This is a genomic window from Aeromicrobium tamlense (genome assembly GCF_013408555.1).
GTDB lineage: Bacteria > Actinomycetota > Actinomycetes > Propionibacteriales > Nocardioidaceae > Aeromicrobium > Aeromicrobium tamlense.
On sequence record NZ_JACBZN010000001.1, the window covers coordinates 1,680,832 to 1,702,090 of the forward strand.

Genomic DNA, 21,259 nt, shown 5'->3' on the forward strand with positions numbered 1-21,259 from the left:
CCCCAGGTGGCGGTAACCGTGGTCACAGGACGGGTCTGAGGGTCAGCCCTGGTCGTCCTTGCGCTGCCTGGCCAAGAACTGCTCCAGCTGGCTGGCGAGCTCGTCGCCCGTGGGGAGGCTGGCGTCGTCGGCGAGCAGCGACTCGGCCGCGCCGCGGCTGAAGATGTCGTACTGCTCCTCGAGGCCGTGCAGCACCTGCTCACCGTCCTGCTCGGCGATCTGCTGCTCGATCTCGGTGATCGACTCGGGCTGGCGGGCGCGCAGCTCCTCGAGGTCGAGGTCGAGCCCCAGCCGCAGGCCGACCGCCTCGAGCAGCGCGAGCGCCGCCGTGGGGTACTCGACCTGGGCGAGGTAGTGCGGCACGTGCACGACGTAGCCGATCGCGTCGAGGCCGTGCTCGCGCATGCGGTACTCCAGCAGCGACTGCGCGGACGACGGCACCGAGACCTCGGCGTTCCAGAAGTTCTTCCGGTCGACCAGCTCAGGGCGCGTGCCGTGCATCGTCAGCAGCGGCGGCCGCGTGTGGGGCACGCCCATCGGCACTCCCCCGAGGCCCACCGTCAACGGGACGCCCAGCTCGGAGATGACGTCGATCGTCTCGGCCGCGAAGGCCTCCCAGCCGAAGTCCGGCTCGGGGCCGGCCAGCAGCAGGTAGGGCGTGCCAGCGCGATCGCGGTGGCGGGTGATCTGCAGGACCGGCTCGACGTAGTCCACGTAGTGGTCGCGCCGGAACGTGATCGGGGGTCGCCGCGCGCGGTAGTCCAGCATCGAGTCGAGATCGAACTCGTGGACCACCTCGGCGTCGGCGGTGCGCAGGTGCTCCGCCGCGAGGACGGAGGAGGATCCCGCGCTGAGGAAGCCGTCGAGGGCGACGATCAGCGGGATCGGGTCGCGCTCGTACTCATCGGAACGTCGTCGTGAAAACCACTTCCGCGTCAACGTCGGTCACCCTCGGAGAATTCCCGGAGCCGGCCGAGCGCGTCCTCGGCGATCGACTCGGCGGTCAGGCCCAGGCGCTTCAAAATGACGTCGCGCTTGGCGTGGTCGAGGAACTCCTGCTCGACCGCGTGGATGCGCACCGGGACGTCGAGACCACGATCGCTCACGGCGTGCAGGATCGTGGAGCCCACACCGCCCTGGCGGCCGTTGTCCTCGATCGTGACGACGAGGCGGTGCTCGGCCGCGAGGTCGAGGACGGCCGGGTCGAGCGGCTTGATCCAGCGGGGGTCGACGGCCGTGGCGGGCACGCCCTCGGCCTCGAGGCGCTGGGCGACGTCGACGGCCGTGGCGGCCATCGTGCCCACGCCGACGACGAGGACCTCGGAGCCCTCGCTGCGGTGCAGGACGTCGACTGTGCCGACGCGGTCGATCGCCTCGAGGTCCGGAGCGACCGGGCCCTTGGCGAAGCGGACCACGCTGGGGGCGTCGTCGATCGTGACGGCCTCGCGCAGCAGCTCGCGCAGGCGGCTGCCGTCCCGCGGGGCGGCCAGGTGCAGGCCGGGGACCAGCTGGAGCAGCGAGAGGTCCCACATGCCGTTGTGGCTGGCGCCGTCGTCGCCGGTGACGCCGGCGCGGTCGAGCACGAAGGTGACGCCCAGGCGGTGCAGGGCGACGTCCATGAGGACCTGGTCGAAGGCGCGGTTGAGGAAGGTGGCGTAGACCGCGACGACGGGGTGCAGGCCGCCCATCGCCATCCCGGCCGCGCTCGTGACGGCGTGCTGCTCGGCGATGCCGACGTCGAGCACGCGGTCGGGGAACTTGTCGGCGAACGCGTCCAGGCCGGTGGGGTACAGCATCGCGGCGGTGATGCCCACGACGTCGGGGCGGTCGTCGGCGATGCGCACGATCTCGTCGCGGAAGACCGAGGTCCAGCCCGCCGGGGCGATGCTGATGGCCTCGCCCGTGGAGCGGTCGAACGGGTGCGCCTGGTGCATCTGGTCGTTCTCGTTGGCCACGGCGATGTCGTAGCCCTGGCCCTTCGTGGTGATCGCATGGACCAGCACGGGGCCGCCGAAGTTGCGGGCCGCGGTGAGCGCCTGCTCCATCGCGCGGCGGTCGTGGCCGTCGACCGGACCGAGGTACTTGATGCCGAGGTCCTCGAACATGCCTTGGGGCGCGAGCGCGTCCTTGAAGCCCTTCTTGATCGCGTGCAGCGCCTCGTAGGCGACCTCGGCGACCTTCGGACCGGTGGTCATCCGCTCGCGGATCGCGCTCAACGCGGGCTCGTAGCGCGGGTTCGTGCGGATCTGCGTGAGCCGGTTGGCCAGGCCGCCGACCGTGGGCGTGTAGGAGCGGCCGTTGTCGTTGACGACGATGACCACCCGGCGACAGTTGTCGGCGCAGATGTTGTTGATGGCCTCCCACGCCATGCCGCCGGTGAGGGCGCCGTCGCCGATCACGGCGACGACGTGGTCGTCCTTGCCCTGCACCGCGTTGGCGCGGGCCAGGCCGTCGGCGTAGGACAGCGACGTGGAGGCGTGCGAGTTCTCGACCCAGTCGTGGGGCGACTCGGCGTGGCTGGGGTAGCCCGAGAGGCCGCCCTCCTTGCGCAGGTCGCCGAACTGGTCGGCGCGGCCCGTGAGCATCTTGTGCACGTACGCCTGGTGGCCCGTGTCCCACACGATCTTGTCGTTCGGGGAGTCGAAGACGCGGTGCAGCGCGATCGTCAGCTCGACGACGCCGAGGTTGGGACCGAGGTGTCCGCCGTTGGCCGCGACCGACTCGATCAGCAGCTCGCGGACCTCCGCGGCGAGCCGCGTCAGCGACTCGTCGTCCAGGCGCCGCAGATCGGCGGGACCGGACACGGAGCTGAGCACTGAAGCCATTGCTCCATCGTAACGACGACCGACCAGCGCGGCCCCGCGACCAGCCGTGCCGCGTCGCTCAGCCGAGATCGTGGAAGCGGCCCCGGGCGTGGGCGGCCCCGGTGGCGGCCTCGACGGCCACCGTCCGCACCGTGCCGGTGACCCGCAGCGACCAGCCGAGCTCGGAGATCTCGTCGACGGTGAACCCGCACCATGACCGGTCGTCGAGGCGCGGACCCCAGTCCGAGTCGACCCAGGTGCCCACCGTGAACATGCCGCCCGGAGCCGGCGCCAGGCCGGCGAAGACCTCGGCGAGGAAGGCGTCCCCCGCCTGCAGGACGCTGGCCGCGGCGCGGGCGCCCACCTCGAGCGACTCCCCCAGCTCGGAGTCCGGGTCGACGAACACCTCGATGCGCGGAGGATCGCCGTCGACGAGCAGCAGCGACGACACCGTGAGACCGGCGCGGCCGCGGCCGGTGCCCGTCGCCACCACCGTGACCGGGGACGGCAGCCGTCCCCGCAGGCGCCGGAAGGCGTCCTTGTCGCGGTCGGCGGGCGCGAACGGGTGCTCGGAGTGGATCGTCACTCCCCCATCCCATCACGGCGGGACGCAGAACCGCCCGCCACCGAGACGGTGACGGGCGGTTCCGGGAGCGTTCGCTCAGTCGAGCAGCGAGCGCAGCACGCTCAGTCGAGCAACGAGCGCAGCACGTAAGGCATGATGCCGCCGTTGCGGTAGTAGTTCGCCTCACCGGGGGTGTCGATGCGGACGACGGCGTCGAACTCGATGTCGTCGGCCTTGACCTTCACCGTGCGCGGCGTGGTGCCGTCGTTGAGCTCGGTGATGCCGGTGACCGTGAAGGTCTCCTCACCGGTCAGGCCCAGCGAGTCGGCGTTCTCGCCCTCGGGGAACTGCAGCGGCAGGACGCCCATGCCGATGAGGTTCGAGCGGTGGATCCGCTCGTACGACTCGGCGATGACGACCTTGACGCCCAGCAGCGCGGTGCCCTTGGCGGCCCAGTCGCGCGACGAGCCCGAGCCGTACTCCTTGCCCGCCAGGACGACCAGCGGGACGCCGGCGGCCTGGTAGTTCTGCGAGGCGTCGAACACCGACGTGACCTCGCCGTCGGCGGTGAAGTCGCGCGTGAAGCCGCCCTCGGTGCCGGGCGCGATCTGGTTGCGCAGGCGGATGTTCGCGAACGTGCCGCGGATCATGACCTCGTGGTTGCCACGGCGCGAGCCGAGCGAGTTGAAGTCACGGGGCTGCACGCCCTTGTCCATCAGGTACTTGCCCGCCGGGCTGTCCTTCTTGATGGCACCGGCCGGGCTGATGTGGTCGGTGGTGACCGAGTCGCCCAGCTTGAGCAGCACGCGCGCGCCGTCGACGTCGGTGACCGGGTCGGGCTCCAGGCCCATGCCGTCAAAGTACGGGGCCTTGCGGACGTAGGTGGAGTCCTCGTCCCACGCGAACGTGTCGCCCTCGGGCGTCGGCAGGTTCTGCCAGCGCTCGTCACCGGCGAAGACGTCGGCGTACTCGCGGCTGAAGGTGTCGGCGTCGATCGCGCTGGCGATGACGTCCTCGACCTCCGACGGCGACGGCCAGATGTCCTTCATGAAGACGTCGTTGCCGTCCTCGTCCTGACCGAGCGGGTCGTTGAACAGGTCGACGTCCATCGAGCCGGCGAGCGCGTACGCGATGACCAGCGGCGGGGACGCGAGGTAGTTCATCTTGATGTCGGGGTTGATGCGGCCCTCGAAGTTGCGGTTGCCCGAGAGCACCGCGGTGACCGCCAGGTCGCCCTCGTTGACGGCGGCGCTCACCTCGGGGATCAGCGGACCGGAGTTGCCGATGCACGTGGTACAGCCGTAGCCGACGAGGTTGAAGCCGAGCTTGTCGAGGTAGACGTTCAGGCCCGACTTCTCGTAGTAGTCGGTGACGACCTTCGAGCCGGGCGCCAGCGTGGTCTTGACCCACGGCTTGCGCTGCAGGCCCTTCTCGACGGCCTTCTTGGCCAGCAGGCCCGCGCCGATCATGACCGACGGGTTCGACGTGTTGGTACACGACGTGATGGCCGCGATGGTGACGGCGCCGTGGTCGACCTCGAACGTGGTGCCGTCCTCGAGGGTCACGGTCTGCGGGTTGCGGACGCGCTCGCCCGGCGCGCCGGTGGCGTGCTCGTGCGGGCCCTCGCCGCCGTTGGCGTACGTGGACGTCTTCGGGGTGTCGGACGCCGGGAAGGAGTCCTCGACGGCCTCGTCGTAGCCGTTGAGCTGCTGCTCGCTGTGGTCGACGTAGTCGCGCAGCGACGCACGGAACGCGGTCTTGCTGTCGGTCAGCTCGATGCGGTCCTGCGGACGCTTCGGGCCGGCGATCGACGGGACGACCTCGGACAGGTCGAGCTCGAGGTACTCGGAGTAGCGCGGCTCGTGGTCGGCGTCGTGCCACAGGCCCTGGGCCTTGGCGTAGGCCTCGACCAGGGCGATCTCCTCAGCCGTGCGGCCGGTGAGCTCGAGGTACTTCGTGGTCTCCTCGTCGATCGGGAAGACCGCGATGGTGGAGCCGTACTCGGGGCTCATGTTGCCGATCGTGGCGCGGTTGGCCAGCGGCACGGCGCTGACGCCCGAGCCGTAGAACTCGACGAACTTGCCGACGACGCCGTGGTCGCGCAGCATCTCGGTGATCGTCAGCACGAGGTCGGTCGCGGTGGCGCCCTGGGGCAGCTCGCCCGAGAGCTTGAAGCCGACGACGCGCGGGATCAGCATGCTGATCGGCTGGCCGAGCATCGCGGCCTCGGCCTCGATGCCACCCACGCCCCAGCCGACGACGCCCAGGCCGTTGACCATCGTGGTGTGCGAGTCGGTGCCGACGCAGGAGTCGGGGTAGGCCACGACGCCGCCGTCGGCGTCGCGGGTGAACACGACGCGGGCGAGCTTCTCGATGTTGACCTGGTGGACGATGCCGGTGCCCGGCGGGACCACGCGGAAGTCGCTGAAGGCGCCCTGGCCCCAGCGGAGGAACTTGTAGCGCTCGCCGTTGCGCTCGTACTCGATCTCGACGTTGCGCTCGAACGCCTCGGGCGTGCCGAAGACGTCGGCGATCACGGAGTGGTCGATGACCATCTCGGCGGGCGCGAGCGGGTTGATCTTGGCGGGGTCGCCGCCGAGGTCGGCCATGGCCTCGCGCATCGTGGCGAGGTCGACGACGCACGGGACGCCGGTGAAGTCCTGCATGATCACGCGGGCGGGCGTGAACTGGATCTCCTTGCTCGGGTCCGCCGTCGGGTCCCAGGAGGCCAGCGCCTTGATGTCGTCGGCGGTGATGTCCGCGCCGTCCTCGGTGCGCAGGAGCGCCTCGAGCAGGATCTTGAGGCTGAACGGCAGGGAGGCGACGTCGAGTCCCTCGCCCTGGACCGCATCGAGCCGGTAGTAGTCGAAAGACGCGTCCCCGACCGACAGGGAGTCCTTGGCCTTGAATGTGTCGACGCTCATGGGCTTCTCCTTCGCTGGTGTTCCCATCCTGCCCCCGCGACAGCGCCCGCGGGCGATCAGGATGACCTAAGTCCCAGATATCTTGATGTCAAGATAAACGGTATCAAATGATGTCCCGGCGCGCCGTGCTCAGGTGACCCTCACCTCAGCGCGCCGAGGCGCGCCACGAGGGCGCGACCCTCCGCGACGCGCTTTTCCCAGGTCGTACCCACGAGCAGCAGCACCAGTCCCGCGGCGGCGATCAGGATCCACCGCGGCAGGCCGAGCGCGGTCGGCCCGACGTTCGCCAGCACGAGCAGCAGCAGCACCGCTGCACCCGCGATCACCGGGGCGCCCCAGCGCAGCACGACGCCCGCGCCCAGGACGGCGGCGGCGACGAGGGCCAGCAGTGCGGCCCTCAGGCTCGTCGGCTCGTCGAGCGCCTGCGGCAGCGACGGCAGCAGCGCGAGCACGAGACCCGGCGTGAGGGCGGTCCACGTGCGGCTCTCGGGATCCGTGCGCAGGCGCCACCAGCCGGCTGCGAGGACCGCGACGGCGAACGGCGCCGTGTAGGCCTCGATCGTGTCGACCTCGCTGGCCGCGAGCCGCGCCACCCAGGCGCCGCCGGTGAGGCCGAGGGCGACCCAGCGCAGGTACGTGCGGTCGTCGTCGAGCAGCCCCACGATCGCGGTCCCGACCGCGCCGATCGTCAGCAGCAGCGCGACCCGAGCGAGGTCGTCGCCGTCGCGGACCACGCACACGAACAGGGTCGCCGCGACGACGACCTCCACGGCGGTGCGGTGCCACGGCAGCTCGTCGAGCGCCAGCGTGAGCAGCAGCAGGCCCGCGGCGACGCCGAACACCACGACGCCCCACGCCTCGGGGGCGACGTCGGCGAGGTCGGCCACCTGGGCCACGGTCGCCACGATCGCGAACGCCGCCAGTCCTGCCGCCCCCGCGGAGACGAGGCGACGGGGCCCCGGCGGGTCCTCGTCGAGGCCGACCGCCGCGCATGCCAGGGCGCCCACCGCGGCCAGGCCCCAGGCCCACGCGGTCGACGGTCCGCCGAGCGGCACGACGACCATCGCGAGCGCCACCACCGCGACCGGGACGATGGACAGCTCCCAGCGAGCGGTGCGCAGGACCACGGCGAGCACGACGCCCACCACCACGAGCGTGATCGCGTGGACGAGGAATGGCAGGGACGAGGCCGCGACGGCCGTGACGACGGCGGCGCCCGCCGCGATCTCGGCGACCGGGACGCGCCACTCGTCCGGCAGGAGCCGCGGGGCCGGCCAGCGGGCGGTGGCGAGCCACGCGACGATCAACGGCAGCGCCACCGCGAGGACCCACCAGCCCTCCGTGATGGTCATGTCGGCCGGGCGGATCCACAGATCGCGCGGCGAGGAGAACCAGCCGGCCCGGTCCGTGCGCTCCAGGGTGGCCGTGCTCGCCGCGCCGCACCAGAGAAGCACGCCCGCGCCGGCGACGACCGCGCCCCACCGCACGCCGAGCGACCAGAGGTCGGGCCGGGTGACGAGCGCGGCGAGCACAGCGACGGCCACGGCGACCGCGACGAGCCCCGCGGCGGTCGTGTCGAGGTCGGCGCTCCACGCCCAGCCGTCGAACGCGACGCCCACCAGGAACAGGACGGCGACGACCGCGAAGGCGTTCAGCCAGGCGCGCAGCGGCGGGACCAGGCGCGCTCCGGCGACGGCCACTGCCGCGAGCACGAGAGCCGGCAGCGCGTCACTCGGCGTGAGGACACGGGAGCCGCCGAGGGCGGAGTCGATCGCGAGCACGACGAGCACTGCCGTGAGCAGGAGCGCGAGCAGGGCGCTGGGCCACAGCATCCAGCGCAGGCGCGTGCGATGGGCGACCGCGACGACCGCCAGCGGCAGCACCAGGGCGGCGGCCGCCGCCCAGAACCAGTGGTCGCCCTCCCCCAGATCTCCGAGCCTGATCATCACGGCGGGCGCGCTGACGAAGGGCGCGAACCCGCCCGCGAGCTGCGGGGTGATCAGGTCACGGTCCAGCCGGGGCCGAGCCCACCGCACGATGGCGACGCCGGCGCCCACGAGCACGGCGGTCCAGATCACCGAGACGAGGGCGAAGTCCGACCAGGACAGGCCGAAGAGGCCCTCGGCGACCGCGGCCAGGAAGTCGACCGTGACGAGGCCGAGGAACACGGTCCAGAGCGCCTCGGCCGTGCCGACGAGACCCCGTCGCGTGGCCCACGAGGCCGTCGCGCCGACGAGCGCGGTGACGGCGAGCAGGATCAGCGCGCGGCCGAGGATGCCGAGCGAGCCCCACGCCACGGTGGCGAAGATGATCGCCGCGACGATCAGGCACACGGCGCCCAGGCCGAGCAGGAGCGAGCCGGTCGACCACGTGCGGACCGGGCGCACGACTGCGGCGGGCATCGGGGAGGTGGGGGTCGCGGCGGGCGTGGCGGCGACGGGCGCGGTCACCTCGGCCGCCGTGGCTCCCTGGCGCGCGCGTCCCTGCGCGACGAGCCGGTCGGCCTCGAGGAACAGGCCCCACAGCCGCTGCGCCTCGGGCGAGCCGAGGACGAAGCCGCAGCGCGGGCAGGTGTCGACGCCGCCGATCGGGCCTCGGCAGGCGGGACAGGCGTGGGGATCGGCGTACGTCACGGGGGTGACTCAACCGGACGGGTCAGGCCCGCGCAAGCACCGCGACGCACTCGACGTGGTGCGTCATCGGGAACAGCGCGAAGCCGCGCAGCGACTCCAGCCGGTACCCGAGCGTGGCGAACGTGGCGAGGTCGCGTGCGAGGGCGGCGGGGTCGCAGGCCACGTAGACGATGCGCCGGGGCTCCAGCGCGGCGATGGCGGGGACGGCCTCCTTCGCTCCGGTGCGCGGCGGGTCCAGCACGACGACGTCGGCACGCGCACCGAGCAGTCCGCGACGCAGCGCGCGCTCGACGGGGGCGTGCACGATCGACGCGTTCGGGAGCTCGGCGAGATTGCCCCGCGCGTCGGCCGAGGCGCGGCGGTTGCCCTCGACGCTCACCAGCTCGCCCGGCGCACACGCCTCGGCGAGGAACGCCGAGAACAGCCCGGCGCCCGCGTAGAGGTCGAGCACCCGGTCGTCGGGACGGACGTCGGCGCCGGCGAGCACGGCCTCCACGAGGGTGGTGGCCGCGGCGGGATGGACCTGCCAGAAGCCGGATCCGCTCACCGAGAAGCGTCGGCCGCGCACCTCCTCGACGAGCGTGCCCGTGCCGGCGCGCACGGTGCCGTCGGAGGCGACGACGCCGTCGACCTGCGCCTCGAGGTCGTCCTCGATCGAGGCGTCGGTGACCAGCAGGCGCTGCCCGGTGGAGGACGCGATGGTCTCCACGCGCGGCTCGTCCCACAGCTGGCGGCTGACGTCGGGGATGTCGGGGTGCGCGATGGGGCACGACTCGACGGGGATCACGTCGTGGCTGCGGTGACGGCGCAGGCCGGCCATGCCGTTCTCGGCGACCGACCACACCACGCGCGTGCGCCAGTCCAGCAGCGGGCCGACCGCCTCGACGCGACCGTCCCAGTCGAGCCCGGCGAGCCGCTGCAGCTGCTCGCGGACGACGTCGGTCAGCAGCGTCAGCTGACCCTCCTCGGAGACGTGCTGGAAGTCGCAGCCGCCGCACAGCCCCGGACCCGCGAGCGGGCACGGCGGGGTGACGCGGTCGGGCGAGGGCTCGAGCACCTGCACCGCGTCGGCGCGCAGGAACCGCTTGGAGCGCTCGGTGACGCGGATCTCGACGACCTCGCCGGGCAGCGCATGGCGGACGAACACCACCTGCCCGTCGAGGCGCGCGACGCAGTGGCCCCCGTGCGCGACCGGTCCGACCGTGACCACGGCGTCGCTCATCGACGCTCCTCCCGGCGGATGCCCCGTCGCACGTCTCCGGCGGTGGGGTGCGAGTCGCCCGTGGCCACGCGCTTCGCCGAGGCCAGCTGGAACGGCACGCTGACGACGAGGACGCCCGGCACGAACAGCAGGCGGGCCTTGAGGCGCAGCGCGGTCTGGTTGTGGAGCGCCTGCTCCCACCAGCGGCCGACGACGTACTCGGGGATGTAGACGGTGATCAGGTCGCGCGGGTTCTGCGTTCGGCGGTTCTTGACGTAGCGCATGACCGGCCGCACGACCTCGCGGTAGGGCGAGTCGAGCACGCGCAGCGGGATCGGGACGCGCAGCTCGTCCCACCGGCGGGTCAGCTCGGCGGTCTCGTCGGGGTCGAGGTCGACGACGACGGCCTCGAGCGAGCTCGCGCCGGCCAGCCGGGCGTAGGCGATCGCGCGCATCGCCGGTTTGTGCAGCTTGCTGATCAGGACCACGCCGTGGACCCGCGCCGGCAGGGCGACGTCGGCGTCGTCGACGGCCAGCTCGGCGGCGACCCGGTCGTAGTGGGCGGCGATCGACCGCATCACCACGAACACCGCGATCATCGCCAGGATCGCGATCCACGCGCCGGCGAGGAACTTCGTCACGAGGACGATCACGAGCACCGTCGCGGTCATCGCCAGGCCGAAGGCGTTGACGCCGCGTGAGCGCTGCATGCGACGCCGCTCGGCGGGATCGGTCTCGGTGAGCAGGTGCCGGGTCCAGTGCCGGATCATGCCCAGCTGGCTCAGCGTGAAGGAGACGAACACGCCCACGATGTAGAGCTGGATGAGCTTCGTGACCTCGGCGTCGAACGCGACGATCAGCACGGCGGCCGCGGCGGCGAGCAGCAGGATGCCGTTGCTGAACGCGAGGCGGTCGCCGCGGGTGTGCAGCTGGCGGGGCAGGAAGCCGTCGCGGGCCAGGATCGAGCCGAGCACCGGGAAGCCGTTGAAGGCCGTGTTCGCGGCCAGCACCAGGATGACGCCGGTGCACGCGATGACGAAGTAGAACAGCGGCGGCACGTCGTGGAAGAGCGCCCCGGCCAGCTGGCCGATCACGGTCTCCTGGGTGTACCCCTCCCCCACGGGCTCGCCGTTGAGCAGCAGCTGGTGCGCCGGGTCCTCGACGTAGCGCAGGTTCATCAGGTCGGCCAGCACGATGATGCTCATCAGCATCGCGATCGAGATCGTGCCGAGCAGCAGCAGCGTGGTGGCCGCGTTGCGGCTCTTGGGCTTGCGGAAGGCCGGCACGCCGTTGCTGATCGCCTCGACGCCGGTCAGCGCGGCGCAGCCCGACGAGAAGGCGCGCGCCAGCAGGTAGGCCATCGCGATGCCGCTGACCGCCCCGGTGAACGGCTCCTCGGCGGCGATGTCGTACTGCGCGCTCTCCACCTCGGGCAGGGTGCCCATCGCGAACTCGACGTAGCCCCAGCCGGCCATGAGCGCGATCGCGATCATGAACAGGTACGTCGGCACGGCGAACGCCCGGCCCGACTCCTTGGTGCCGCGCAGGTTCATCGCCGTCAGCAGCGCGACGAGCCCGACCGCGGCGGTGGCCTCGTGGCCCTTGAGGAACGGCAGGGCGGCGGCGGCGTTCTGCACGCCCGAGGAGATCGACACCGCGACGGTCAGCACGTAGTCGACCATCAGCGCGCTCGCGACCGTGAGCCCCGCGTTCCGGCCGAGGTTCACCGTGGCGACCTCGTAGTCGCCGCCTCCGCTGGGGTAGGCGCGCACGTTCTGCCGGTACGACGCCACGACCGTGAGCATCACCACGACCACAGCGAGGCCGATCTGCCAGTTGAAGGCGTAGGCCGTGAGCCCGCCCATCGACAGGGTCAGGAAGATCTCGTCCGGCGCATAGGCCACGGACGAGAGCGCGTCACTCGCGAAGACGGGCAGCGCGACGCGCTTCGGCAACAGGGTCTCCCCCATTTGCGAGGTGCGCAGCTTCCGTCCGATGAGGGCGCGCTTCAGCGCACCGGTCATTCCCACGCGGTCGATGCTAGACCCGTTCGGGCCGGTGTACCGTCGCCGGTGTGCACATCGTGATCATGGGGTGCGGACGCGTGGGTGCGTCGCTCGCCCGGAGCCTGGAGTCGCGGGGGCACTCGACCTCCGTCATCGACTCCAATCCCGACGCGTTCCGGCGCCTCGGACCCTCGTTCGCCGGCGACACCGTCACCGGCATGGGCTTCGACCGCGGGGTCCTCGTGGCTGCCGGCATCGAGCGCGCCGACGCCTTCGCAGCGGTCTCCAGCGGCGACAACTCCAACATCATCGCCGCGCGCGTGGCCCGCGAGGTCTTCCGCGTCGGCAACGTCGTGGCGCGCATCTACGACCCGCGCCGCGCCGAGGTCTACGAGCGGCTCGGCATCCCCACCGTCGCGACCGTCCCCTGGGCGGCCGACCAGATGCTCAGGCGCCTGCTCCCGGCCGGGTCCGAGCCCGCGTGGCGGGACCCGTCGGGCCGCCTGCAGCTCGACAACGCCTACGCGCCGTTCGCGTGGGTGGGTCGCACCGTCGCCTCCCTCGAGGCCCACACCGGCGCGCGCGTTGCCTACATCACGCGCCTGGGCACCGGGCAGCAGGTCACGGGCGACACCGTGATCCAGGAGGGCGACTACCTCAGCATGTTCCTCGTGTCGGACGAGGCGGACACCGCGCTCGCCGCGCTCGAGGCCGGACCGAAGGAGACGGACTGATGCGCGTCGCGATCGCCGGAGCCGGGGCCGTCGGCCGCTCCGTCGCCCAGGAGCTCCTCGACCACGGTCACAGCGTCCTGCTGATCGACAAGTCCCCCACCTCGATCCGCAGCGATCTCGTGCCCGACGCGCAGTGGCTGCTGGCCGATGCCTGCGAGATGTCCACGCTCGAGGAGGCGCAGCTGCAGACGTGCGACGTCGCCATCGCCGCCACCGGCGACGACAAGGCGAACCTCGTGATGTCGCTGCTGGCCAAGACCGAGTTCACGGTGCCGCGCACCGTCGCGCGCGTGAACAATCCCAGCAACGAGTGGCTGTACGGGGAGTCCTGGGGCGTCGACGTCGCGGTGTCGACGCCGCGCATCATGGCCGCCCTCGTCGAGGAGGCCGTGGCGGTGGGCGACCTCGTCCGCCTGTTCACGTTCCGCCAGAGCGACACGAACCTCGTCGAGCTGACCGTGCCGGCCGACTCGGCCTACGTGGGCCGCCGGCTGGGTGACATCACCTGGCCCGCCGGCGTGCACCCCGTGGTCATCCTGCGTCAGCAGCAGTCGCTGCTGCCCGAGGCCGACCGCACGGTCGAGGCCGGCGACGAGCTGCTGTTCGTCACCCCGTCCGCCGCGGAGGGCGAGCTGTCGGCCCTGCTGGCCAACCACCGGGGCTGAGAGCGCCTACGGGGCCGGGGTCTCGTCCTCGATCTCCGTGACGGGCGTGCTGTTGCGACTGAGCAGCCACACCATCGCGGCGAGCGTGGCGATCTGCAGCGGCCAGCCCATGATCACCTTCGAGGTGCCGAGCCAGCCGATCTGGTCGGACAGGTAGAGCGGGTACTGCACCAGCACGCGCAGCACGCACGGCAGCGCGAACAGCAGCGTGAGGCGGTTGCAGAGCCTGCGCATGCCGGGATCGCGGCGCCAGCCGGAGAGGTCGCCCACGAGGGCGCCGATCATCACGCCGATCGCCGGCCAGCCGATCACGACCGTGGCGACGAGCACCACGGCGTAGCCGGCGTTGTAGATGATGCCCGGCAGGAAGACGTCGCGCGCCTCCCCCGACCGCGACGCGAACAGCGCCGCGATGCCGATGCCGACCAGGGCGTTGATGACGAACTGCGGGTTGGAGCGCTGCACCACGCGCACGATCAGCAGCACGGCGGTCAGCGCCGACGCCACGATGAGGCTCATCCTGAGCTCGCGCGTCGTCAGGTAGCAGAGCGTGAAGGTGATCGTCGGCACGGCCGCCTCGACGATCCCGCGGACGCCTCCGAACGCCTCCGCGAGGCGCTGGCGGACCACCTGCTCGACGGTGGCGACGTTCGCCTCGCGGGGCTCGGACATCTCAGGAGTCCAATCGGTAGGCGGGGTTGTACATGACCCGCTCGGAGCCGCGGTGGCCGATGCGGCCCGTGGCGGTCAGCGAGCGGCCGGCGGCGATGCCCTCGATGCGACGGCGGCCCAGCCAGATCAGCGTGATCGTGCCGGTGCCGTCGTACAGCGAGGCCTCGAGCGCCGTCACGTCGCCGACGGGGCGCAGCGTGACGTCGTGCAGCACGCCGTGGATGTCGACGCGCTCGCGCTCGGGGGCGTCCTTGATCGCGGCGCAGCCCGCGGCGGTGGCGCGGCCGCGCAGCTCGGAGTCCTCCTGGCTCTCGACCGAGAACCGGTCGAGCCACTTCGACACGACACCGGGCACGGGACCTACTCCTCCTCGACGCGCTGGGCGTCGGCGGGGATCACCAGCGGCAGCGACTCGCGCAGCATCCGCGGCTCCTCGCCGCGGCGCACGCGCAGGTCGCGCAGCACCTCCACGAACACGCCCTCGTCGGTGGACTCCAGGCCCGCAGCGCCCAGGATCGTGGCACGCACGACCCAGCGGGGGCCCTCGATGCCGATGAACCGAGCGGGCTGCACGCCCGCGGTGCCGTCGGCGGTGGTGGCGGGGAACTGGGCCAGGATCTCGGGGCCGAACGGGCCGTCGATCTCGGTGATCGTGCCGCCGCGCTTGTCGACCTCCTCGCGCAGGTCGGCGCGGACGCCGTCCCACGTGCCGCCGCTGCGGGCCCCGGCGAACGGGCGCAGCTCGACGGCCGAGCCGCCGGAGGTGACCAGGACGGCCGTGACGACGTCGTCCTCGGTGGGCAGCTGGACCTCGATGTCCGGACGCATCCGGATCAGCAGCGAGCCCAGGTCGACGTACTCGTCGGGCGACTCGATGGGGCGCTCGGTGACGTCGAAGGGTCCGTCGGCGCGCGGCCCGGCGACCTCGACGGGCTCAGCAGCAGCAGCGGCCGGGGACTCGGTCGCGCCGGCGTTCTTGCGACCAAACATCAGTGACTTCCTTCCGTCGATGCCCCGATCGAGGCGTGACCACCCGAGGAACCGTACCCGCCCTCGCCACGTACGGAGTCCTCCAGTCCGTCGACCTCGACGAAGCGCACGTGCTCGACGCGCTGGACCACGAGCTGGGCGATGCGGTCGCCCCGCGCGATGTGGACGGGCTCGCGCAGGTCGTGGTTGACCAGCAGCACCTTGATCTCCCCACGGTAACCCGCGTCGATCGTTCCCGGCGTGTTCACGACCGACAGACCGTGCCGCAGCGCCAGGCCCGACCGCGGATGGATGAAGCCGGCGAAGCCCTCGGGCAGCGCGAGGGCGATGCCGGTGGGGACCAGGGCGCGCTCCCCCGGCGCGAGGACGACGTCGATCGTGGAGACCAGGTCGGCGCCGGCGTCGGCGGGATGGGCGTACGCGGGAAGGGGGACGTCGGCGTCGAGTCGCCGGATCTGCACCTCGGTCACGTGGCGACGATACTGGCGCGAGACCCCTGCGGGCACGTCGGCCGCGGTCGGGCAGGTTGGCTCGGGTGAGGCACAGTGGACCCGTGCAGAAAACCCCCGAGCGTCACCGCGAGCGCCTCGTCGCCCCCGGCCTGTGGTGGGGCGGTGTCGTCGTCGCCTCCGTGAGCGTCGGCTGGCTGCTCCTCGTGGCCACCAGCCCGTTCGTCGCCGCCGGAGTGGGCCTGCTGACCCTCCTGATCGCCGGGGCCGGCCTGTGGAGGTACGGGTCGCTGCTGGTGACGGCCGAGCCGGGCCGGCTGCGCGCGGGCGACGCCCACCTCGAGGCGCCCGACCTCGGCACCGTCGAGGCCCTCGACCCCGCGTCCTGGCGGGCCGCCCTGGACCGCGCCGGCACCGATCGCGCCTTCCTCCTGACCCGCCCGTGGATCGACCGCGGGGTGCGCGTGGAGGTGGCCGATCCGGCCGATCCCACGCCCTACTGGCTCGTGTCGACGCGCCGTCCCGACGCGCTGAGTCGCGCCGTGGGCCAGACTGGTGCTCCCACCGACACCGGTGACCCCACGGACGAAAGGACCATCGATGGCCAGGAAGCGCGCGACGAAGGCGACGCCTGACGCCGGGACCACCTCGAAGGCCGAGGCCAAGGTCTCGAAGGGACGCGGCCGCGGCGCCTGGCGGGCGCTCGACACCGGCTCCGGCCTGCTCGCGGCCACGCTCGCCCCGTACGTGTCCAACCTGGCCTGGCGCGCGGTCACCGGCCGTCAGCCCCCGCGCAACACGCGCAGCCCCGAGCTCAGCACGAAGGAGGCCGTGGCGTGGGCCGCGATCGGTGGCGCCACCGTGCAGATCGTGCGCACCGTGGCCCGGCGCGGCGCGGCCAGCTACTGGCTCAAGTCCACCGGCGGCCTGCCGCCGGGGATGAAGTCGACGAAGGACGCCAAGCGCTGACGCGTCGCCCCCGACACACGAAGACGTCCGGCCCGCCGCGTGAGCGGCGACGCCGGACGTCGTGCGTTCGTCGGGGCGCGGACCTCAGTCGGCGCAGTCCTTGCAGATCGCCATGCCGTTCTTCTCGGTGGCCAGCTGGCTGCGGTGGTGCACCAGGAAGCAGGACATGCAGGTGAACTCGTCGGACTGCTTGGGGACGACCTTGACCGCGAGCTCCTCGTGCGACAGGTCGGCGCCGGGGAGCTCGAACGACTCTGCCGCCTCGACCTCGTCCTCGTCGACCTTGCCCGAGTTCTTCTCGTGGCGACGCGCCTTCAGCTCCTCGATGCTGTCCTCGGACTGCTCCTCGTCGGTCTTGCGGGGCGCGTCGTAATCGGTTGCCATCAACTCTCCATGCTGGTTCTCGTGGAACTCTGGTCGTGTTCTTGTGGAACGCGCAGATTCAACCACATGGGTCCAACTCGCGCGCACCCGGAAGACACAAGCCGCCCGGTGGCGCCGATATTCCCACCGCAGCCGCCGTTCCGCCAGTCGTGGAGGGCGCCGATGCGGCTCAGAAGCCGCAGCGTCGGACGAGCGCGAGGAACTCCTCGATCCCGCCCGCGGGAGCCGCGACCACGAGGCGGTCGGACGGCGGACCGTCCAGGCCCGTCACGACGAGTCCGGCCTCGCGCGCGATCAGTCCCGCCGCGGCGTGGTCCCACGGCTGGAGGCCCTGCTCGACGAAGGCGTCCAGGCGCCCCTCCGCGAGGTCCGTGAGGTCGAGCGCGGCCGCGCCGATCCGGCGGACATCGCGCACGTGGGGCAGCATCGCGCCGACCGCCTTCGCCTGGTGCTCACGCACCTCGGGCACGTAGTTGAAGCCGGTGGCCACGAGCATCTCGGCCGGCGGCAGGACGGGCGGGCCCGTCAGGCGTCGCGGCGCGGCCTCGTCGACCCGCCAGGCGCCCTCCCCCGCCACCGCCGCGTAGGACTCGCCCGTGGCGATGTTGACGACGACGCCCACGTGGTCGATGCCACCGACCCGGGCGCCGATCGCCACCGCGTACCGCGGGATGCCGTAGACGAAGTTGACCGTGCCGTCGATCGGGTCGACGACCCACTCGACGTCCGAGGTCCCGGGCACGTCCTGGCCCTCCTCGCCGACGAAGGCGTCGTGGGGACGGGCGGCGAGGATGCGCTCGCGGATGAGCTCCTCACATGAGCGGTCGATCAGCGTGACGAGGTCGGTGGGGCTGGACTTCGTCCCCGCCACGCCCACCCGGCCGGCGGGACGCTGCGCGGCGACGTGCTCGGCCGCCTCGGCCGCGACCCGGCGCGCGAGGTCGAGCAGCTCGGTCACGCCAGCACCGGGCGCATCGACCGCGGGTTGACGCAGCAGTCGCCCGGGCAGGTGTCGGCCTTCGGCCCGAACTCGCCGAGTGCCGGACGCTCCGGCGACTCGCCGCGCTCGGCCGCGGCACGCTCGAGCAGGAGCTCGCGCACCATCGCCGCGTAGCGCGGGTCGGCGTTGGGACTGGCGGCGCGCGCGAAGCGCAGGCCGAGGCGCTCGGCCGTCGCCTTGGCCTCGGTGTCGAGGTCGTACACGACCTCCATGTGGTCGGCGACGAAGCCGATCGGCACCAGCACGACGGAGGTGACGCCCTGCTCGGCCAGCTCCTCGAGGTGGTCGTTGACGTCCGGCTCGAGCCACGGCTGGCTCGGCGGGCCCGAGCGCGAGCAGTAGGCCAGCGACCACGTCGGCAGGTCGAGCGCCTCGGCGACGAGGCCGGCCACCGAGAGGTGCTGACGCTCGTACAGGCCGCAGCCGGGTCCGCCGCTCGCCTCGTTCATCTGGTCGGGCACCGAGTGGGTGACGAACACGACGCGCGCGTCGGGACCGACCTCGGCCAGCGCCGCGCGGGTGTACTCGGTGAACAGCTCGACGAAGACCGGGTGGTTGAAGTGGTGACGCAGCCGGTCGACCCGGATCGGGCGGTCGTGCGATACCTCGAAGAGGTTCTCGCGGTACTGGCGGCAGCTCGAGTACGACGAGTAGGCGCTGGTCATGAAGCACGCGACGCGCTCGACGCCGTCGGCCTCCATCTGGTCGAACGCATCGGCCAGGTACGGGTCCCAGTTGCGGTTGCCCCAGTAGACCGGCAGGTCGAGTCCCTGCTCGGCGAAGTCGGCCCGCAGCGCGGCCAGCAGGTCGCGGTTGATGTCGTTGATGGGCGACTTGCCGCCGAAGCCGAAGTAGTGCTCCCCGACCTCGACCAGACGCTCCTTCGGGATGCCCCGGCCGCGCGTCACGTTCTCGAGGAACGGGACCACGTCCTCGGGCTTCTCGGGGCCTCCGAAGGAGACGAGCAGGAGGGCGTCATAGGGGCGTGCGTCCATGCCGCCAGTCTTCCACGGGGCCCCTTCGGGCACGCTTCGGGCGAGCCGGTCCCCAGTTCGTCGGCGAGTGGGTCCAAGATGAGTCCCGTCATGCTCTCCGCCTACCGCTCGATCCTGTCGACGCCCGGCGCGCCCGCCTTCACCTCGGCCGGCGCCCTCGGACGCCTGCCCCTGTCCATGACGGGGCTCGGCATCGTGCTCCTGGTCTCGGGACGCACCGGCGACTACGGACCCGCCGGACTGCTGATGGCGGTCTACGTCGTCACGTCGGCGATCTGCGCGCCCGTCCAGGGTCGGCTCGCCGACCGCGTGGGACAGGCGCCCGTGCTCCTCACGGCCGGCGCGCTGTTCGCGTCGGGCATCACGATCCTGCTCACGACGGTCGACCTGTCGCTGTGGGTGGCCGCGATCGGCGCCGTGATCGCCGGCCTCGGCGCGCCGCAGGCCGGCAACATGGTCCGCGCCCGGTGGACGCACAACCTCTCCGACCGCGGTCGCCTGCAGACCGCGTTCGCCCTGGAGGCGGTGCTCGACGAGGTCGTCTTCATCGTCGGTCCCGTCCTCGTCACCGTCCTCACGCTCAGCGTCCTCGACTGGTCCGGACTCGCCGTCGCCGGCGCCGCCGCGCTCGTCGGCGCCTGGGGCCTGGCACTCCAGCGCTCCACCCAGCCGCCGCACCGCCGTCAGGCGGAGGGTTCCCGCGAGCCCCTGCCGTGGTTCCTGCTCGGTCCGCTGGTCGTGGCGGCGTGCGGGCTGGGCCTGCTGTTCGGCGCCGCCGAGGTCCTCGTGGTCGCGTTCACCGAGGAGCAGGGCCGTCCCGGCGCGGCCGGACTCGTCCTGGCGATCTGGTCCGCGGGCAGCCTCGCGGCGGGCCTCGTGATCGGTGCGCTGGCGCCGCCGGCCGACCCCGTCCGACGGCTGCGCCTGTCGACCCTCGGCCTGCTCGTCTTCCTCGCCCCGCTGCCCTTCGCGCCGAACATCGCGCTGCTCGCGGTCGGCTTCCTGCTGGCCGGCCTCATGCTCTCGCCGACGCTCATCACGGCGGTGCACCTGGTCGAGCTGTGCGTGCCGCCGTCGCGCCTCACCGAGGCCCTCACCTGGACCACCACCGGCATGTCCGCCGGCACCGCCGCGGGGGCCGCCATCGCGGGACTCATGGTCGACCGGTGGTCCGCATCGGTGGGCTTCACGCTGCCCATCGTGGCGGCGCTGATGACCACCTCGGTCGCCTTCTGGTTCCGCGGTCCGCTCCCCCAGCGTCACGCCCTCGCCGAGTGACCGACGGCGTCTCGGAAAACACATCCGGACACGGCGCGTCTCCCGGGATCGTCGCGGCCGTTCACTAGCCTTGAAGTCGGTGGCAGCAGCGACACGGGGAGGCTCGAACATGCGGGAACTCGCGACCGTGGGACTCAGCGACGACGGACGATTCCTCGTGGCCCGTGACGCGACCACCGGAGAACGCTTCCGACTCAGCATCGATCGCCGGCTCACCACGCTGGTCGATCGCACTCCCGTAGGGTCGAGTCGTTCCGGACAGATGGAGATTCCGATGGAGAGTTCGCTCACCCCCCGAGACATCCAGACCCGCATCCGCCGCGGCGAGTCGGTCGAAGAGGTCGCCGAGGCCGCCGGCATCACGGTCGAGCGGGTGCAGGGCTTCGCCGTGCCCGTCATCGCCGAGCGCGAGTGGATGGCCCAGTCGGCACGCGCCACGTCGGTGCGCCGCAAGCACGTCGGCGGACCCGCCGTCGCCCTGGCCGAGCTGGCGGACACCGCCCTGGCCGAGCGCGGCATCGCCCCCGAGAACGCCCAGTGGGACGCCTGGCGTCGCGAGGACGGTCGCTGGACCGTCCAGGTCGACCTCCAGGACGGCGCCGCGTCGTTCCTCTACGACCCCAAGAGCCGCTACGTGATCGCCGACGACGACGCCGCCCGCGGCCTGGTCGGCGACCTCGCCACGCAGGACCAGCACGACATGGCGCTGGCCGACCTCGTCACCGACGCGCCCGAGGCCTTCGGCGGCGCCATCGCCGAGGAGCCCGACCACGCCCCGCTCGTGCGCTCCATCAAGGAGGCGCGCGACCGCCGGGCCCTCGAGCAGGCCGTCTTCGAGGAGCCCGTCGAGGAGGTCGTCGAGGACCTGGAGGACCAGGCCCTCGAGGAGCGCATCGCCGTGCCCGACACCCCGAAGCCCCGCAAGAAGCACTCGCGCCGCTCGGTCCCCAGCTGGGACGAGATCATGTTCGGCGGCTCCTCGGACTGAGG

Annotated in this window: 20 protein-coding genes; 6 read left to right on the top strand and 14 right to left on the bottom strand. The window is 72.2% G+C overall.

What is annotated here, in order from left to right:
• Positions 1 to 42 precede the first annotated feature (42 nt).
• From BJ975_RS08385 to BJ975_RS08415, 7 genes are all read right to left on the bottom strand, one after another.
• The gene (locus tag BJ975_RS08385) at positions 43 to 939 is read right to left on the bottom strand and encodes a proteasome assembly chaperone family protein (protein WP_179424830.1); all 897 of its coding nucleotides are present in this window, start codon (positions 937 to 939) and stop codon (positions 43 to 45) included.
• Positions 936 to 2,825, bottom strand: coding sequence for a 1-deoxy-D-xylulose-5-phosphate synthase (dxs, locus tag BJ975_RS08390; protein ID WP_179424832.1), 1,890 nt, complete (start codon positions 2,823 to 2,825; stop codon positions 936 to 938). The genes BJ975_RS08385 and dxs overlap by 4 nt, the downstream gene beginning before the upstream one ends.
• A gap of 58 nt (positions 2,826 to 2,883) precedes the next feature.
• Positions 2,884 to 3,390, bottom strand: a complete 507-nt coding sequence (locus BJ975_RS08395; protein WP_179424834.1) for a flavin reductase — start codon at positions 3,388 to 3,390, stop codon at positions 2,884 to 2,886.
• Between the two features lie 101 nt (positions 3,391 to 3,491).
• Entirely contained in the window at positions 3,492 to 6,293 is a 2,802-nt protein-coding gene (gene acnA, locus BJ975_RS08400; protein WP_179424836.1) for an aconitate hydratase AcnA, read from the bottom strand.
• A 140-nt stretch (positions 6,294 to 6,433) separates the two neighbouring features.
• The gene (locus tag BJ975_RS08405; RefSeq protein ID WP_179424838.1) at positions 6,434 to 8,926 is read right to left on the bottom strand and encodes an SCO7613 C-terminal domain-containing membrane protein; all 2,493 of its coding nucleotides are present in this window, start codon (positions 8,924 to 8,926) and stop codon (positions 6,434 to 6,436) included.
• A gap of 22 nt (positions 8,927 to 8,948) precedes the next feature.
• Positions 8,949 to 10,148 (bottom strand): class I SAM-dependent RNA methyltransferase, encoded by a 1,200-nt coding sequence (locus tag BJ975_RS08410; protein WP_179424840.1) that lies wholly within the window; start codon positions 10,146 to 10,148, stop codon positions 8,949 to 8,951.
• The gene (locus BJ975_RS08415) at positions 10,145 to 12,151 is read right to left on the bottom strand and encodes an APC family permease (RefSeq protein ID WP_179428146.1); all 2,007 of its coding nucleotides are present in this window, start codon (positions 12,149 to 12,151) and stop codon (positions 10,145 to 10,147) included. The genes BJ975_RS08410 and BJ975_RS08415 overlap by 4 nt, the downstream gene beginning before the upstream one ends.
• Positions 12,152 to 12,216: 65 nt before the next feature.
• Here BJ975_RS08415 and BJ975_RS08420 point away from each other — a divergent pair, with 65 nt between their 5' ends.
• Positions 12,217 to 12,867, top strand: a complete 651-nt coding sequence (locus tag BJ975_RS08420; protein WP_218846626.1) for a potassium channel family protein — start codon at positions 12,217 to 12,219, stop codon at positions 12,865 to 12,867.
• Positions 12,867 to 13,532: a potassium channel family protein gene (locus BJ975_RS08425; protein WP_179424844.1), complete on the top strand. Its 666-nt coding sequence runs from the start codon at positions 12,867 to 12,869 to the stop codon at positions 13,530 to 13,532. Before BJ975_RS08420 ends, BJ975_RS08425 begins: the two co-directional genes overlap by 1 nt.
• 6 nt (positions 13,533 to 13,538) lie before the next feature.
• Here BJ975_RS08425 and BJ975_RS08430 read toward each other — a convergent pair whose 3' ends face one another.
• From BJ975_RS08430 to dut, 4 genes are read right to left on the bottom strand one after another with little or no spacing between them, the layout of a single operon-like run.
• Positions 13,539 to 14,204, bottom strand: a complete 666-nt coding sequence (locus BJ975_RS08430) for a DUF3159 domain-containing protein (RefSeq protein ID WP_179424846.1) — start codon at positions 14,202 to 14,204, stop codon at positions 13,539 to 13,541.
• A gap of 1 nt (position 14,205) precedes the next feature.
• Positions 14,206 to 14,559: an OB-fold nucleic acid binding domain-containing protein gene (locus BJ975_RS08435; RefSeq protein ID WP_179424848.1), complete on the bottom strand. Its 354-nt coding sequence runs from the start codon at positions 14,557 to 14,559 to the stop codon at positions 14,206 to 14,208.
• 5 nt (positions 14,560 to 14,564) lie between these two features.
• The gene (locus BJ975_RS08440) at positions 14,565 to 15,194 is read right to left on the bottom strand and encodes a DUF3710 domain-containing protein (protein WP_179424850.1); all 630 of its coding nucleotides are present in this window, start codon (positions 15,192 to 15,194) and stop codon (positions 14,565 to 14,567) included.
• On the bottom strand, positions 15,194 to 15,664 hold the full coding sequence (gene dut, locus BJ975_RS08445; RefSeq protein ID WP_179424853.1) for a dUTP diphosphatase: 471 nt from the start codon (positions 15,662 to 15,664) through the stop codon (positions 15,194 to 15,196). Before dut ends, BJ975_RS08440 begins: the two co-directional genes overlap by 1 nt.
• 83 nt (positions 15,665 to 15,747) lie before the next feature.
• On the opposite strand from dut, the gene BJ975_RS08450 reads away from it, so the two are divergent.
• Positions 15,748 to 16,278 carry a DUF3093 domain-containing protein gene (locus BJ975_RS08450; RefSeq protein ID WP_179424855.1) on the top strand — a complete coding sequence of 177 codons (531 nt, stop codon included), beginning with the start codon at positions 15,748 to 15,750 and terminating at the stop codon, positions 16,276 to 16,278.
• Positions 16,244 to 16,612: a DUF4235 domain-containing protein gene (locus BJ975_RS08455; protein WP_179424857.1), complete on the top strand. Its 369-nt coding sequence runs from the start codon at positions 16,244 to 16,246 to the stop codon at positions 16,610 to 16,612. Before BJ975_RS08450 ends, BJ975_RS08455 begins: the two co-directional genes overlap by 35 nt.
• A gap of 84 nt (positions 16,613 to 16,696) precedes the next feature.
• Here BJ975_RS08455 and BJ975_RS08460 read toward each other — a convergent pair whose 3' ends face one another.
• The 3 genes from BJ975_RS08460 to BJ975_RS08470 all read right to left on the bottom strand — a co-directional run bounded on the left by BJ975_RS08460 (position 16,697) and on the right by BJ975_RS08470 (position 18,991).
• Positions 16,697 to 16,996: a DUF4193 domain-containing protein gene (locus BJ975_RS08460; protein ID WP_078698323.1), complete on the bottom strand. Its 300-nt coding sequence runs from the start codon at positions 16,994 to 16,996 to the stop codon at positions 16,697 to 16,699.
• A gap of 169 nt (positions 16,997 to 17,165) precedes the next feature.
• Positions 17,166 to 17,954 (bottom strand): inositol monophosphatase family protein, encoded by a 789-nt coding sequence (locus BJ975_RS08465; protein ID WP_179424859.1) that lies wholly within the window; start codon positions 17,952 to 17,954, stop codon positions 17,166 to 17,168.
• The gene (locus BJ975_RS08470) at positions 17,951 to 18,991 is read right to left on the bottom strand and encodes a ferrochelatase (protein WP_179424861.1); all 1,041 of its coding nucleotides are present in this window, start codon (positions 18,989 to 18,991) and stop codon (positions 17,951 to 17,953) included. The genes BJ975_RS08465 and BJ975_RS08470 overlap by 4 nt, the downstream gene beginning before the upstream one ends.
• Positions 18,992 to 19,069: 78 nt before the next feature.
• Here BJ975_RS08470 and BJ975_RS08475 point away from each other — a divergent pair, with 78 nt between their 5' ends.
• On the top strand, positions 19,070 to 20,269 hold the full coding sequence (locus BJ975_RS08475; RefSeq protein WP_179424862.1) for an MFS transporter: 1,200 nt from the start codon (positions 19,070 to 19,072) through the stop codon (positions 20,267 to 20,269).
• Positions 20,270 to 20,378: 109 nt separating this feature from the next.
• Positions 20,379 to 21,257: a septation protein SepH gene (sepH, locus tag BJ975_RS08480; protein ID WP_179424864.1), complete on the top strand. Its 879-nt coding sequence runs from the start codon at positions 20,379 to 20,381 to the stop codon at positions 21,255 to 21,257.
• Positions 21,258 to 21,259 lie beyond the last annotated feature (2 nt).

Excerpts from the sequence above, each read along its gene's own strand:
- dxs (WP_179424832.1), bottom strand. The coding sequence starts at position 2,825 with ATGGCTTCAGTGCTCAGCTCCGTGTCCGGTCCCGCCGATCTGCGGCGC.
- acnA (WP_179424836.1), bottom strand. The coding sequence starts at position 6,293 with ATGAGCGTCGACACATTCAAGGCCAAGGACTCCCTGTCGGTCGGGGAC.
- BJ975_RS08410 (WP_179424840.1), bottom strand. The coding sequence starts at position 10,148 with ATGAGCGACGCCGTGGTCACGGTCGGACCGGTCGCGCACGGGGGCCAC.
- BJ975_RS08415 (WP_179428146.1), bottom strand. The coding sequence starts at position 12,151 with ATGACCGGTGCGCTGAAGCGCGCCCTCATCGGACGGAAGCTGCGCACC.
- BJ975_RS08420 (WP_218846626.1), top strand. The coding sequence starts at position 12,217 with ATGGGGTGCGGACGCGTGGGTGCGTCGCTCGCCCGGAGCCTGGAGTCG.
- BJ975_RS08425 (WP_179424844.1), top strand. The coding sequence starts at position 12,867 with ATGCGCGTCGCGATCGCCGGAGCCGGGGCCGTCGGCCGCTCCGTCGCC.
- BJ975_RS08430 (WP_179424846.1), bottom strand. The coding sequence starts at position 14,204 with ATGTCCGAGCCCCGCGAGGCGAACGTCGCCACCGTCGAGCAGGTGGTC.
- BJ975_RS08440 (WP_179424850.1), bottom strand. The coding sequence starts at position 15,194 with ATGTTTGGTCGCAAGAACGCCGGCGCGACCGAGTCCCCGGCCGCTGCT.
- BJ975_RS08455 (WP_179424857.1), top strand. The coding sequence starts at position 16,244 with ATGGCCAGGAAGCGCGCGACGAAGGCGACGCCTGACGCCGGGACCACC.
- BJ975_RS08460 (WP_078698323.1), bottom strand. The coding sequence starts at position 16,996 with ATGGCAACCGATTACGACGCGCCCCGCAAGACCGACGAGGAGCAGTCC.
- BJ975_RS08470 (WP_179424861.1), bottom strand. The coding sequence starts at position 18,991 with ATGGACGCACGCCCCTATGACGCCCTCCTGCTCGTCTCCTTCGGAGGC.
- BJ975_RS08475 (WP_179424862.1), top strand. The coding sequence starts at position 19,070 with ATGAGTCCCGTCATGCTCTCCGCCTACCGCTCGATCCTGTCGACGCCC.
- sepH (WP_179424864.1), top strand. The coding sequence starts at position 20,379 with ATGCGGGAACTCGCGACCGTGGGACTCAGCGACGACGGACGATTCCTC.